The sequence below is a fragment of the Desulforamulus profundi genome (assembly GCF_002607855.1).
The window spans coordinates 127,913-141,176 of record NZ_AWQQ01000054.1 but is presented as its reverse complement, the minus strand read 5'-3'; the positions used below and the strand labels follow the sequence as shown (position 1 = coordinate 141,176).

Sequence of the window (13,264 nt, the reverse complement as noted above, 5' to 3'; positions counted from 1 at the left end):
ACCCTCGCGGCCAACTATTTCGTTTCATTATAGTTAATAATGGTTCGCCTGGTAAAAATCCTTGGCTTGCTTCCCGGTAAACAGGAGAGTATAATGAATTACAGCATTTACCAAAGACTTCGAGGTGATTTTCTTGACCCAACGGCAACCCATAGGCGTATTTGACTCAGGTGTAGGTGGATTATCGGTAGCCAAGGAAATTCGCCGGCTGCTTCCTTTAGAAGACCTGATCTATTATGCGGACTCTGCTTACTGCCCCTACGGAGAAAAGGACCCGGAATTGATCCGGCAGCGTGAACGGACCATTGTAGAGTTTCTACTCTCCAAGGGAGCCAAGCTAATTGTGGTGGCCTGCAATACCGCCTCATCCGCCGGCCTGGAGGAACTGCGAAAACTTTTTACCGTCCCCATCGTGGGGATGGAACCGGGCGTCAAACCTGCCGTCGCCGCCACACGCAGCGGCAAGATCGGCGTCCTGGCCACCGGTGTGACCATCGCCGGCGACCGCTTTGCCTCTCTGGTGAAACGGTACGCGGAAAATACCAAGGTCATTACCCAGCCTGCCCGGGCCTGGTGGAGTTAATTGAATATGGTAAGCTGGAGGAACCGGAGACCGAAGAGGTGTTAAAGGGTTTTCTCCGACCCATGCTGGAGCAGGGAGCGGACACCATCGTCCTGGGCTGTACCCACTACCCTTTTTTGCGTCCCATGATAGAACAATTGGCCGGCCCCGGCATTTCGGTCATCGATACCGGCGCCGCCGCGGCCAAACAGGTCAGCAGGGTGTTGGATGAGAATGACCTGGCTGTTAAAGAAGGCCCGCCGGGAACGGAGCAATTTTTCACCAGCGGCAATCAAGATGAAGTGGAAAAAGTGTTCCGTACTCTCTGGATCAGAGATAACATCCAGGTGAAAAGTCTCCCTTTAAATACGAGCAAATAATAAATGCGGCAGATCCCTGCCGCATTTCACTTTTCCAATATTACTTCAAACAGTCAGCTAAACGCCTGTTGACATCTTCCCAGTTGACCAGGTTCCACCAGGCCTCCACAAAGGCTGCCCGCTTGTTTTGATACTTTAGGTAGTAAGCGTGCTCCCAGACATCCAGGACCAGCAGGGGAACCACACCCCACTGGGTCAGGTTCTGGTGCTTTTCTGCCGTCAGGATTTCCAGCTTTTTAAACATTGGGTTGTAGCACAGCAGGGCCCAGCCGGAACCTTCCACCGCCACAGCTACAGCGGACAGCTGCTTTTTAAAGGTTTCGAAGCTGCCAAAGAACTTGTTGATTTCTTCGGCTACCAAGCCGGTGGCGGGGCCGCCGCCGTTGGGGCTCATGTTCTCCCAAAACAGGGTATGCAGGATATGACCGGAACCATGGAAGGCCAGTTCCCGCTCCCAGTGTTTAACCAGGGCAAAATCCCCTTTTTCCCTGGCTTCCGCCAGTTTGGCCTCGGCATTGTTCAGGCCGTCCACATAGGCCTTGTGGTGGGCATCGTGGTGCAATCTGACGGTCTGCTCATCATAGTGAGGCTCCAGTGCATTATAGTCATAGGGCAATGCGGGTAATTCGTGTTTCATCTTTATTCCTGGTTTCTGAAAACTAAACATATCTGATATACACAGGATAATCCAGATTTATTTAGGTTTCTCTCCCGCCGACTAACGAGAGGCAGTATCACAGGATTCAACTGCTAGGCCATAAGCTCTCGCTTATGTTCCGGGTGGATCACCCCGCAGGGTTCCCCGCCGCTGCCTAAAGCAAACGTACTGCCCGGAGAAGGTGTTACCTCCACCTGGATTGATAGTATTCCATGCCCGACTTTCACAGCGTGTCTTTGCGACATGGAAATATTTACATCATTATTCTAGCAGTCTTTATGATTAATTACAACTGTGAAACCGCAAGAAACAGGTTTTTTCACCTCCTGTTTTATTGCTTTTTTAGCAGATTTAAATAGCTATTTAGTAACTGCTTCAAACCTCCTTTAAAAATTTATTATATTTGCTTACCCAAAAGGGTTGTTTTTAAAAGAGCCCTTTTCCGGGCTTTTAAAATATAAGCTGGGGGTTGTTACCGTTAGTATATACCACACTTGTCACAACCCGGTTACATTTTTATCACATTTTTGTGATATTCAATGCGTGAAGAAATACCATGTAAAGTTTACCGGTATCTAATGAGACATTTGGCAAAACCCAAACGGAAAGCAAGGAAACAGCACCTATTAGCATAAGGACAGCGCGACGGTAAGTCATAGTAAATCTTCCCCTATTTTACGTGTTTTGCCATATTTTCAAACATAAGGGTCCCACTTTTTATAATTGATTTATAATAAGATATGTGTTGAATTGTGTAAATGTTTAAATATATGGTTTAATATTCCAAAACATTGAAACCACAGAAAACACCCCTGGCGGTGCTGAAAACCTGATTTAAAGGTTACTTAAAAAAAGCACGAACACCCGCTACATCCGGGAGTTCGTGCTTCAGTTATAGTAAGAGGGGGTTGTATCTAAGGCTTTATCATGCGGTTATGCCGGTTTAATTACTTGTTTGCTTGGGCACCGAAGTTGCCCATCATGGCGGGGCCCATGCCGGAACCGTTTCCCATCATGCCGTTCATCATGCCGCCGTTAGGACCCATCATGCCGTTCATCATATCGGCCATCGGGCCCATGCCATTTTTGCTGTGGAACTCTTTCATTTGATCAAAGTGCTGGTTCCAGTTTTTAGCCTGCTCCTCGGTGATCTTGCCGTCTTTTACGGCTTTATCCAGCCAAGTTTTGTGCTGGTCAAACATTTGGTTAAAGGATTGCTGGTTTTTTGCGTTATTGACGTTGGCAGTGCTGTCAGCCGGTTTGTCAACTGCCGCAAAGGCGGCGGGAACAAGCAATGCACCAAGGGCTAAGGTAACAATACCCAACATAATCTTACGTTTCATCATTCATTCCTCCAATTCGTTTTTCTTATGTTTTATTTAGGTTGGACAGTTTAGCGTCTTATCCAGGACTATTGATGGCAGCCACCCTTGCAGTGGGCAACTGCAGGGAGCATCCAGTGTTTCATAAACATCAGGTTTCACCTCCCATAGGGGTTTTATTCTTTACAGTTCTTACTATAACAAAGACTTTTTACAAAACTGTTTCATCAATGTCACGTTTTAGTGATATTTAGAGAAATTGAAAGAGAAACTGGCCTGAATGGTGGAAAGTTTAATAAAAATAATCATCACGATCAGTTGGCAAGACTATAAAAGAGGTTGGATGATCCAACCTCTTTGTTATATTTTTTGTTCTGGTTTAGTAACCGGCTGCTCCCCTTGAACTGCTGGGCTGTTTTGTTGATGGGCATGATGTTTATGACCTCTCATCATGAACAGGTGTATAATGGGGCAGAGAAGGAGCAGAGCAATATAGAGAAACTTTTCCATTAAGTTCATCCTTTCTATATAAACCTATTATTGGTGATGTGCCTCGTGGTTAACGGAATAGTTCTGCATATACTTTTGATATTGATACTGGTAATAATACTGTTTAGCAATGGTACCAGATATACCATTGATAACGTAGTCAAGATAAGAGCCAGAACAACAAGTTTAGTACGTTTTGTAATCTTTTGTATCATCAAGCATCTTCCTCTCTTGCTTTGTTCATTACTACATGTGTAATCATAGCATGTAAATATTACGTTTCTTTCTCGTAAATTTAACATTTTTGTAATAATCATTTGATTACTTTGACAGCGGTTCTTTTAGGTTTTACTATATAGACAGCAAAGTCATGACTTTCCTCAGGGTTTTATCCATATAATGAAGGGGGTACGAACATGAACCAGTTAAGGGTTTTAATAGTAGACGATGAAGAAAAAATTCGCCAGGTTATCGGCATTTATTTGACCAATGAAGGGTATTATGCGGAGGAGGCCGTAGACGGTGAGGGGGCTTTAAAGAAATTCCGGGCGGAGCCCTGGGATTTAATTATCCTGGATGTCATGATGCCCAAAGTGGACGGCATTACTGTGTGCCAGGAAATCAGAAAGGTTTCCCGGGTGCCCATCATTATGCTGACGGCCAAAAATGAAGAGGTGGACCGGATTTTAGGGCTGGAGTTCGGGGCCGATGACTACATGGGCAAACCCTTCAGCCCCAGGGAACTGGTGGCCAGGATTAAGGCGGTGATGCGCCGGGTGGGAACGGAAGGTAAAAAGGAAGAGCACGTTTTAAAATTTCCCGGTCTGCGTATGGATTTGATTAGCCGGGAAGTGCTGGCAAAGGACAAGCCTTTAACCCTCACGCCAAAGGAATTTGAACTGCTGGCTCTGCTGGCCAAGTCAGCGGGAAGGTCTTTTAGCCGGGAGCAGCTATTGGAAGAGGTTTGGGGCTACGATTACTACGGGGATGCCCGAACGGTTGACACACATGTAAACCGTCTGCGGGACAAATTCCGGGCTGCCGGGGTGCCTTCTCACATTAAAACGGTCTGGGGTGTGGGGTATAAATTTGAGGTGGAAGCATGAGGTTAAATAATATTGTCACCAAACTCTGGGTGATTATGACCATCCTGGTGCTGGTGGTCATCGGCATTGCCAGTGCTGCCCAGACCAGTTTTATGGAAGGCATGTATTATCAGCAGCAGGCCAGGCAGCTGAACACCCTGGGCCATAAAATTGCCGATATTGCCCGTGCCGAAAAGGATCCTGCCGCCCTGGACAGTAAGGTAGCCATGATTGCCAGCCTGTACAACGCAAATGTCATGATATTAAATGAGAAGGGACGCGTCATCAGTTGCCAGGGGATGGGCATCAGTACAAAAGACATGCCGATGGACATGAACAATCCCCACCACGGCCCATTGAACATGCAGGATTTGGAACAATTATTCAGCGGCAGGGCAGTGGTGCATAAAGGAAATAACCCCTTCTTTAATACCGATGTGCTATCTGTAGGAATTCCTTTTAAGGACCATGACAATAGTAACCGGGCGGTCATTATCCACGCACCGCTGGAACCGTTGGCAGATCAACTGAGCGGCCTGCAGAGGTTGACCATTAATACGGCGGTAGGGGGAATTATTCTGGCGGCCCTGTTAAGTTTGATCTTTTCACAAATTATTTCCAAGCCCTTGATAAAGATGAATCAGGTGGCCCTGGAGATGGCCGGCGGCAACTACCGGCACAAGGTGGATATTCAGTCCAACGATGAGATTGGTCTGCTGGCTAACTCCCTCAATACCTTGGCCTCCCGCCTGCAGGAGAAAATCCGGCAACTGGAGCTGCAGGAACAAATCCGCCGGGAGTTTGTCACCAATGTAGCCCACGAAATCAAAACTCCGCTTACCATTATGCAGGGGTTTACGGAAACAATGGTGGACGGTTTGGTGAAGGACGAGAAGGAAAGGGAAGTGTATCTCAACAATATCTTGGACGAAATTAACCGCCTCAAGAGGCTGGTAAACGAAGTGCTGGATCTGAAACGCATGGAAGAGGGTCACTTTGATTTTGATAAGGAACCCTGTGATTTACGAAGTCTTCTGGCCAGGGTATTGGGCAAGCTCACTCAACTGATTGAACAAAAAGGGGTCCACCTGGACCTTGACATTGAAAAAAAGCTACCCCACGTAACCTGCAACAGTGACCGGATCGAAAGGGTGTTTATCAACTTAATCGACAATGCCGTCCGGCATACACCCGCCGGAGGTAGAATTTCCATTCATGTGGCCAGCAAGGCCGACCAGGTCCACATCCGCATTCATGATACCGGAACCGGCATATCCCCGGAGGATTTACCGATGATTTGGGAAAGATTCTATAAGGCCGATAAATCAAGAAACAGAAGCCAGGGAGGGACCGGCCTGGGGCTGGCCATTGTAAAAAGGATCATAGAGGGACACGGTGGCCAGGTCAATGTGGAAAGCAAGGTAAACGAAGGCACTTCCTTTACTGTCGTACTGCCGGTAAACCCGTGCAGTGTAGGGTGATCCTGAACCTCCAAATGCCAACAAACCCGAGAGCCTTTCTCGGGTTGTGAGATACACATCACCACGAAGGGCTATGCTTTTTAAAGCATAGCAAAGAGCTTTCACTGAACTGTTTCCTTAATGATACTTTTGTGATAATTTTTATGGAAAAGTTTATCTTTTTTGTGACAATTAAGCATTTTCTTTGGAAAACATTGCAGTTAGGTACTACTATAAAAGAGCGCTTATCTGAAAAATTCTCTTTAACCATTTAATATTATTCTCAGGCTTATGGTACCCAGTTGGACACGCGGGTTGTTAAAGCATTTACACTGCCGACCAAATGGGGCTAATAGACCCCACTATGGTAAAATAAAATTAAGAAAACTCGTCATACGGAGGTAAAGAAGTTGTTGGCACAGGACAACTTGTATCAATATCGCTGGTATAATATAGCCATCCGGCGGGCAAAAACCAGCCATTATCCTTGGTCATTATCGATATTGACAATTTTAAGTTGTATAGCGATACCTATGGCCACGAGCAGGGGAACATCCTTCTTAAAAAACTGGCAGACTATTTGATATCGATTTTGGGCCGTGAGGTTTTTATCGCCAGGTACGGGGGAGAGGAGTTTATTATCCTTCTCTTTGGAATGGATCGGGATGATGCAAAAGAGATGGCAGATCGAATTGTCTCAGGAGTCGGCAGTCATCACTTTACCAACGGTCCTATTACTATATCAGCCGGGGTAGCATCTGTGTCAGGTCAATGTACAGAGGTGACTAAACTTATCGAGAAGGCAGATGAGGCGCTTTATGCAGCAAAGAAGAGCGGAAAGAATCGGGCTGTGCTGTATAAGGAGATACAACCGGTATGATAACCAAACTTTTCATAAATGCTTATGGATATTGGGAGACAGGCACTTACTGGAGTAGCCTGTCTTATTTTGTTTGCGGCAAATTGATCAAGTGGCCACTGGTATAACGAATTGTCACGTTTTTGTGTAAAAAATGTCAAGGTTTTGTAACATCTATCTTTTAAAATAAAACAATCCCATTCCTTTACCCCTTCACTTGGGAATCAAAGCTTACTATTTTTCCTGAAACTTGGCCAGAATAACACCATACATATGTAGCCGGCAGAATAATACAAAGGACAGAAAAAGGTGGTATGAACTGTGAGCAGCCATAAAGTGTCTCTAAAAATTATGGGAATGGAGTGTGCCGCCTGTGCAGCCAAGGTAGAACGGACGATTAAGAAGTTGGACGGGGTTACGGACGTATCCATAAACTTGGCGGTAGAAAAGGCAACCGTTCACTTTGAGCCTGACCGTGTTGGCATTGACCAGATTATAAAAACGATTGTCGACCTGGGTTACCGGGTGCCCACCGAAAAAGTGGTTCTCAAAATCTCAGGCATGACCTGCGCCGCCTGTGCGGCTCGGGTGGAAAGGGCGCTGGGGAACAGGGAAGGCGTTCTCAGGGCCAATGTAAACTTTGCAATGGAGAAGGCGACAGTAGAGTATGACCCGTCGATCGTCAGTGTTACCGATTTGAAGAAAGTAGTAACGGACGCGGGCTATCAGGCTGAAGAAGGAGCCAAGCGCTTTGAAGGGGATCAGGAGAAACTGGAGCGGGAACGTGAAACCCGTAAGCAGATTCGCCTGTTGATTATGTCGGCCATCTTGTCCCTGCCCCTCCTGGCGGTGATGTTTGCGGAATTATTTAATTTTCCACTGCCCATGCTGCTACATAACAAGGTATTCCAATTCGCTCTGGCCACGCCGGTGCAGTTTATCGCCGGGTTCCAATTTTACCGGGGATCTTACCGGTCACTGAAACACGGCAGCGCCAACATGGATGTGCTCATTGCCCTTGGTACAACCGCTGCGTACCTCTACAGCGCAGGGGCCACATTCTTTTACCCCGGCCATGTGTATTACGAAACCGGAACCATCATTATTACATTAATTATCCTTGGTAAATTACTGGAGTCCATCGCCAAGGGTCGCACCTCCGAAGCCATCAAGAAGCTGATGGGCCTCCAGGCCAAGACCGCCCGGGTGGTGCGGAACGGGCAAGAGGTAGACATCCCGGTGGAAGAAGTGCAGGTGGGAGATCTGGTGCTGGTACGTCCGGGGGAAAAGGTCCCCGTGGACGGCGTGATGAAAGAGGGTTTTTCCACGGTGGACGAATCCATGTTGACCGGTGAAAGTATACCGGTGGATAAAAAGGCCGGCGATGAGGTGATCGGCGGCACCATTAATAAGCATGGCAGTTTCAAATTTAAAGCCACCAAGGTTGGTTCAGATACCGCCCTGGCCCAGATTATCAAAATCGTTGAAGAGGCCCAGGGATCCAAGGCGCCCATTCAACGGTTGGCGGATGTCATTTCGGCCTATTTTGTACCTGCGGTGGTGGCATTTGCCATCGCCACCTTTGCGGCGTGGTACTTCTTTGCCGATGCCGGTAATGTGGCTCGAGCTTGATCAATTTTACGGCTGTTCTGGTGATTGCCTGCCCCTGTGCACTGGGTCTGGCTACACCCACCTCCATTATGGTGGGTACCGGCAAAGGCGCGGAAAACGGCATTTTAATCAAGGGGGGCGAACACCTGGAAAAGGCCCATGCCCTCAATGCCATTGTTTTGGATAAGACCGGCACCATTACCAAAGGGGAGCCGTCCCTGACGGATGTGATCACTGCCACTGGTGAAATCAGCGAGGAGGAACTGATCCGGCTGGTGGCTTCTGCGGAAAGGTCTTCGGAGCATCCCCTGGGTGAGGCCATTGTCAAAGGGGCCAAGGAAAGAAACATGGATCTGGTGGAACCACAAAACTTTGAAGCCATCCCGGGTCATGGCATTGTGGCTGCCATTGAGGGTAAAGCGCTGTTCATCGGCAACCGCCGTTTAATGTCTTCTGAAAACATTGACATCTCCACCCTAGAAAAGAAAGTTGATGAACTGGAAGGTGAAGGCAAGACAGCTATGCTGGTGGCTGTTGACAACAAGGCCGTCGGCGTTGTGGCCGTGGCCGATACCGTTAAGGAAACCTCCGCCGAGGCCATCCAAGCCCTGCGCAGTATGGGCATTCAGGTCATCATGATTACCGGGGACAACCGGCGTACTGCCGAGGCCATCGCCAAACAAGTGGGCATTCCGCCGGAAGACGTACTGGCGGAAGTGCTGCCCCAGGACAAAGCCAGGGAAGTGAACCGTCTGAAGGAGAAGGGCCAGGTGGTGGGGATGGTGGGTGACGGCATCAACGACGCCCCGGCCCTGGCCACCGCAGACGTAGGCTTTGCCATCGGAACCGGTACGGACGTGGCAATGGAGGCCGCGGATATTACCCTGATGCGAGGGGATTTGCGGGGAGTTGCCGCCAGCATTAAACTGAGCCGGGCGACTATGCGCAACATCAAACAAAACCTGTTCTGGGCCTTGATTTATAACACACTGGGGATTCCCGTGGCTGCCCTGGGTTACCTGTCCCCTGTACTGGCGGGGGCTGCAATGGCTTTCAGTTCCGTGTCGGTGGTGACCAATGCCTTGCGATTGAAACGGTTTGATCCCTATAGGGACTTCCGTAAAGAAGAAAAAGCTACCTTCCGACTGGTGCCTGAACCGGCGCGACGCCGGGAGTAAATACCATTTACGTATCCAACGAGGGGGAACTGACATGGAATTCCTGGAAGATTCGCTCTTAGCCATCGCACTGGCAGCGGGTTTTGCCTTTGCCGGGTGGTATTATGCACGCAGGAAAAATAGAATAAAGAAATAACCATTGAAACATACCCCGTGGGCCACTGCGGGGGATGTTCTGTTAGAGGAGCAGCCGACGGTGTATTTTTTATCATCCGTTGATAAAGATTTTGCTTATAAATATCACAAAAATGTTAAACTTATGTGATATTTTTGTAAGATATGGCTGGTATGATAAGCCCAACATGAGCGACAAAACGCTGTTGATGATGTGAACATTGAGGGGTACCCCGTCTTTGACAGCCAAACAAGCGGTCCAACCATTGGTTGGCGATCAAGAAGCCCGTATATATGTTTATGAGACCACCGGCGGGGGGGCAAGCTTTATTAACCCGGTTATCAAATTAAAGCAAGGCGATATATTCCAGGCCACCTTGATTAATCAGTTAAGTGAAGATACAATTGTTCACTGGCACGGGTTACATGTGGACTGGTATATGGACGGTCATCCTTCCTATGCCGTCCCACAGGGTGCCAGCTACAAGTACCATTTTACCGTACAGAGCAGGGGCGGCACGTACTGGTATCACCCCCATCCTCATGGAATGACTGCCAGGCAGTCCTATATGGGTTTGTCGGGTTTCTTTATTGTGGAGGACCGTGATGATTTGAACCTGAGAAATTCCCTCGATCTAAAACTGGGAGAAACGGATATTCCCCTGGTCATTCAAGATAAAAGGCTGGATGAAAAGGGACAACCGGTATACCAACCCACTGAAATGGAAAAGTTTATGGGCTACGAAGGAGATGTCATCTTTGTCAACCTGACCGCCAATCCCGTTTTGGAAGTTCGGTCAAGGGTTTACCGTTTCCGGCTATTAAACGGCTCCAACGCCAGAATCTACAGGCTGGCCTTTGTAAAGGGCGGTGACAATCTGCCTATTATGTGATTGGAACCGACGGGGGCTTGCTGGATAAGCCTTATCGTACTTCGGAGATATTTGTGTCACCCGGCGAGCGGGTGGATCTTCTTTTGGATCTCAGGACCTTTGACACCGGAGAGGTTATTACTCTGAAGAGTCTGTCCTTTGACCCCATGCACCGGGAAGAGGGTGGGCACGGGGGACATGAAGGTCATGGCAGCAGCCCTGTGCAGGCTCCAAAAATTGGCAGCGGCAAGGAATTTCATATTCTTAAGCTGGTACTGAAAGACCGCATCCCCTATGACCGGACGGTCCCCCAAAGCTTATCCAGGATTGAGGCCATCAATACGTCGGGAGTAAGCATAAGGCCCATCACCCTGGCTGCATCCGGTATGCAGTGGCTGATAAACGGAATGAGCTATCAAATGGACCAATACCCCATTACCGTAAAGAAAAACACCACCGAAATTTGGGAGTTCAGAAACCAGCCCAACAGTATGCCCCATCCCATGCACCTGCACGGCTTTATGTTCCAGGTGATAGAGAGAGACGGTAGCCTGAGCAAGTTAAAAAACTGGCCGTCGATCAACTAGGCAGACTGGTCACCGATTTAGGCTGGAAGGACACCGTTTTAGTGTGGCCCGGGGAGACCGTTAGGATTGCCATTGATTTTTCTCACAACTTTGCAGGGGAACAAAAACTTTTGACCCATTGCCACGTGCTGGAACATGAGGATCAAGGAATGATGCTTAATTATATGGTTAAACGATACGGGAATAAAGGTTAACCGCAGTCTGGCCGCTTAACCTTTTTGGGGTTGCATGGTGAAGGCCATATACATAGCTTACGAAACCATGAACAATGGCTTAACAAAAACGCGGAGACATTGCCTACCAGGGGTTTGGTTTTATAGAATAAGGGAAATTTATAAACTTGGAGTACAAAACATTTCCGACGTAATTCGCAAATATTGCGATCGTCTTCGATCAGGAGGCATGAAAATTCTCCTTATTTAACTGGATAATCAACCGAATTCGTTATGCAAAACAAAAACCTTCTAAGAAAGGCGATTATTCCAATACGCCAGTTTAGAAGGGGGTATCCTTTCTATTTTGCTCTTTTAAGCGTTTGTATGTCCGCTTCTTGACGGATGGAACGAGCGGCCAGCAGGTCCAGGATTTCCGAATGGTCTTTCTGAACGATGGCAACTTGATTGAGTTTAGTTTCCAGGCGGTCGAATTTTAGATTTAACAAATCAATCTTTTCGGCCACATCGATAAATTTTTCTTCGTGCTCCTGCCAGCCGTCAAAGAGGGCCCGAATTTTATCAATGACTTCGTTTTCCATGCGAAGTTCCAGCCTATCAACTTTCGATTCCAGACGGGCCTGGTTTTCTTCTAACCTCCTATGGCCTTCCTCTAACCGCCTATGGCCTTCCTCTAACCGCCTATGGCCTTCCTCTAACCGCCTATGACCTTCCTCTAACCTTCTCTGGCTTTCTTCTAACCTGGTTTGACCTTCCCCTAATTTCCCTTGACCTTCCTCCAATTTCCCTACCCGCTGGTTCAGGGTTTTAAGTTCGCCAAGGATTTCTTTTAAAATCTCTTCCATGACTCACTTCCTTTCAAACATATTCATAAGCTATTCTACATGAATCCAGCATATACCTTCTTAAATAATCCTTAATTCCCACCTCTAACCTCCCACCTCTCACATCTCAATCAGCTGGTGCTGTTTCAGCTTTCGATAAAGAGTGGCGCGGCTGACCCCAGGGCGGCAGGCAGGTCGGTAAATTTTAACTTTCCTTCTTTAACCTGCTTTAAATACCCCAGTAGCAATTGTTTCTCGTAGTGTTTGATCTGATCCTCCAAATGAATCTGCCGGGTATGGTCCCTGCGCAATACATGGAGCAGTTTCACCTGAAGGTGTAGGGGGAGATCACCGGTTTCATCCAAAAAGATGGTGCCTCCGTCAGCCAGTTCAAACTTACCCGGGCGCCCCCATTTGCGGTCTCCCGTAAAGGCTCCCTCCTCATAACCAAACAGCTCGCTTTCCGCTCCCAACAGTAAGTTGGGCAGTATCAGAAAAATAAAATTTATGTCCAATGGGCCCAATTGCATGTTGTCACCAACCTTAGCGAATTCTACAGTACTTTTGGGTCTGTCCATTAGTTGTTAGCTAATGCTTAGTTAGCTTTTTACCCAAAAATGAAATCAGTACTAATCAAAGCGTTTTATCAAATCATGATAAAGATTATTCAGCTTTGGTCGTGATATCCTTCTGGAACCACTTCATGGAAATCTTGGTTAAAGTGCCGTCCTTTTGCATTTCGGCAATGGCCTTGTCAATGGCGTCTTTCAACTCCACATCATCATTACGGATACCGATGGCCATGGATTCTTTGGTCAACTGCTCGCCCACCACTTCAAAGGTGTCGGGACGCTTGCTCAAATAGTGACCGGCGGTCATTCACTCTCTTTTTTACCAATGCTTACTCTGATGTCGTATCCCACAAGATGCTAAAAATCATTTGCCAGGTTGTAAAGGATTTCTTCGTTAAGAATAGATAAAACACCAGGCGCTTCATACTGCCTGAGAGGAGCATACATAGATTGCATACATACACCCCCATAGTTCTTTTGCTATATGGATACGTATGCGTAACGGATATGTTCCGCCC

General features: G+C 47.6%; 13 protein-coding genes and 3 pseudogenes. 9 read left to right on the top strand and 7 right to left on the bottom strand.

What is annotated here, in order from left to right; translation table 11 throughout:
* The first annotated feature begins 133 nt into the window (after positions 1 to 133).
* On the top strand, positions 134 to 583 hold the full coding sequence (gene murI, locus P378_RS23575) for a glutamate racemase (RefSeq protein ID WP_338013891.1): 450 nt from the start codon (positions 134 to 136) through the stop codon (positions 581 to 583).
* Positions 574 to 942: a glutamate racemase gene (locus tag P378_RS23570; protein ID WP_338013890.1), complete on the top strand. Its 369-nt coding sequence runs from the start codon at positions 574 to 576 to the stop codon at positions 940 to 942. Before murI ends, P378_RS23570 begins: the two co-directional genes overlap by 10 nt.
* 40 nt (positions 943 to 982) lie before the next feature.
* On the opposite strand, the gene P378_RS09800 is transcribed toward P378_RS23570, so the two are convergent.
* From P378_RS09800 to P378_RS24110, 4 genes are all read right to left on the bottom strand, one after another.
* A complete protein-coding gene (locus P378_RS09800) occupies positions 983 to 1,579 on the bottom strand; it encodes a superoxide dismutase (protein ID WP_099083126.1) in 597 nt (198 codons plus the stop codon).
* Between the two features lie 113 nt (positions 1,580 to 1,692).
* Positions 1,693 to 1,845 (bottom strand): hypothetical protein, encoded by a 153-nt coding sequence (locus P378_RS19550; protein WP_180260932.1) that lies wholly within the window; start codon positions 1,843 to 1,845, stop codon positions 1,693 to 1,695.
* Positions 1,846 to 2,547: 702 nt separating this feature from the next.
* The gene (locus P378_RS09795; protein ID WP_238473087.1) at positions 2,548 to 2,946 is read right to left on the bottom strand and encodes a DUF2680 domain-containing protein; all 399 of its coding nucleotides are present in this window, start codon (positions 2,944 to 2,946) and stop codon (positions 2,548 to 2,550) included.
* 336 nt (positions 2,947 to 3,282) lie between these two features.
* Entirely contained in the window at positions 3,283 to 3,432 is a 150-nt protein-coding gene (locus P378_RS24110) for a DUF2933 domain-containing protein (protein WP_207654020.1), read from the bottom strand.
* Between the two features lie 395 nt (positions 3,433 to 3,827).
* Here P378_RS24110 and P378_RS09785 point away from each other — a divergent pair, with 395 nt between their 5' ends.
* From P378_RS09785 to P378_RS24105, 7 genes and pseudogenes are all read left to right on the top strand, one after another.
* Positions 3,828 to 4,517, top strand: coding sequence for a response regulator transcription factor (locus tag P378_RS09785; protein WP_099083123.1), 690 nt, complete (start codon positions 3,828 to 3,830; stop codon positions 4,515 to 4,517).
* Complete coding sequence (locus P378_RS09780) at positions 4,514 to 5,977, top strand: ATP-binding protein (RefSeq protein ID WP_099083122.1); 1,464 nt, start codon at positions 4,514 to 4,516, stop codon at positions 5,975 to 5,977. Before P378_RS09785 ends, P378_RS09780 begins: the two co-directional genes overlap by 4 nt.
* A gap of 457 nt (positions 5,978 to 6,434) precedes the next feature.
* Positions 6,435 to 6,836 (top strand): annotated as a pseudogene (locus P378_RS09775) (GGDEF domain-containing protein); the annotation flags it as partial.
* Positions 6,837 to 7,136: 300 nt separating this feature from the next.
* Positions 7,137 to 9,604, top strand: a pseudogene (locus P378_RS09770) (heavy metal translocating P-type ATPase).
* Between the two features lie 353 nt (positions 9,605 to 9,957).
* Complete coding sequence (locus P378_RS09765) at positions 9,958 to 10,611, top strand: multicopper oxidase family protein (RefSeq protein ID WP_180261053.1); 654 nt, start codon at positions 9,958 to 9,960, stop codon at positions 10,609 to 10,611.
* Positions 10,612 to 10,628: 17 nt separating this feature from the next.
* Entirely contained in the window at positions 10,629 to 11,177 is a 549-nt protein-coding gene (locus tag P378_RS22940) for a multicopper oxidase domain-containing protein (RefSeq protein ID WP_143338455.1), read from the top strand.
* Positions 11,159 to 11,371: a multicopper oxidase domain-containing protein gene (locus tag P378_RS24105; RefSeq protein WP_099083118.1), complete on the top strand. Its 213-nt coding sequence runs from the start codon at positions 11,159 to 11,161 to the stop codon at positions 11,369 to 11,371. Before P378_RS22940 ends, P378_RS24105 begins: the two co-directional genes overlap by 19 nt.
* A 320-nt stretch (positions 11,372 to 11,691) precedes the next feature.
* Here the strand turns inward: P378_RS24105 and P378_RS19540 are convergent, their stop codons facing one another.
* From P378_RS19540 to P378_RS09740, 3 genes and pseudogenes are all read right to left on the bottom strand, one after another.
* Positions 11,692 to 12,195, bottom strand: a complete 504-nt coding sequence (locus tag P378_RS19540) for a hypothetical protein (RefSeq protein WP_099083117.1) — start codon at positions 12,193 to 12,195, stop codon at positions 11,692 to 11,694.
* 287 nt (positions 12,196 to 12,482) lie between these two features.
* Positions 12,483 to 12,638, bottom strand: a pseudogene (locus P378_RS09745) (sigma 54-interacting transcriptional regulator); the annotation flags it as partial.
* Between the two features lie 199 nt (positions 12,639 to 12,837).
* Complete coding sequence (locus P378_RS09740; RefSeq protein ID WP_238473086.1) at positions 12,838 to 13,053, bottom strand: transporter substrate-binding domain-containing protein; 216 nt, start codon at positions 13,051 to 13,053, stop codon at positions 12,838 to 12,840.
* Positions 13,054 to 13,264 lie beyond the last annotated feature (211 nt).

Excerpts from the sequence above, each read along its gene's own strand:
- P378_RS09800 (WP_099083126.1), bottom strand. The coding sequence starts at position 1,579 with ATGAAACACGAATTACCCGCATTGCCCTATGACTATAATGCACTGGAG.
- P378_RS09785 (WP_099083123.1), top strand. The coding sequence starts at position 3,828 with ATGAACCAGTTAAGGGTTTTAATAGTAGACGATGAAGAAAAAATTCGC.
- P378_RS09740 (WP_238473086.1), bottom strand. The coding sequence starts at position 13,053 with ATGACCGCCGGTCACTATTTGAGCAAGCGTCCCGACACCTTTGAAGTG.
- P378_RS19550 (WP_180260932.1), bottom strand. The coding sequence starts at position 1,845 with ATGTCGCAAAGACACGCTGTGAAAGTCGGGCATGGAATACTATCAATC.
- P378_RS09795 (WP_238473087.1), bottom strand. The coding sequence starts at position 2,946 with ATGATGAAACGTAAGATTATGTTGGGTATTGTTACCTTAGCCCTTGGT.
- P378_RS09780 (WP_099083122.1), top strand. The coding sequence starts at position 4,514 with ATGAGGTTAAATAATATTGTCACCAAACTCTGGGTGATTATGACCATC.
- P378_RS19540 (WP_099083117.1), bottom strand. The coding sequence starts at position 12,195 with ATGGAAGAGATTTTAAAAGAAATCCTTGGCGAACTTAAAACCCTGAAC.
- P378_RS24110 (WP_207654020.1), bottom strand. The coding sequence starts at position 3,432 with ATGGAAAAGTTTCTCTATATTGCTCTGCTCCTTCTCTGCCCCATTATA.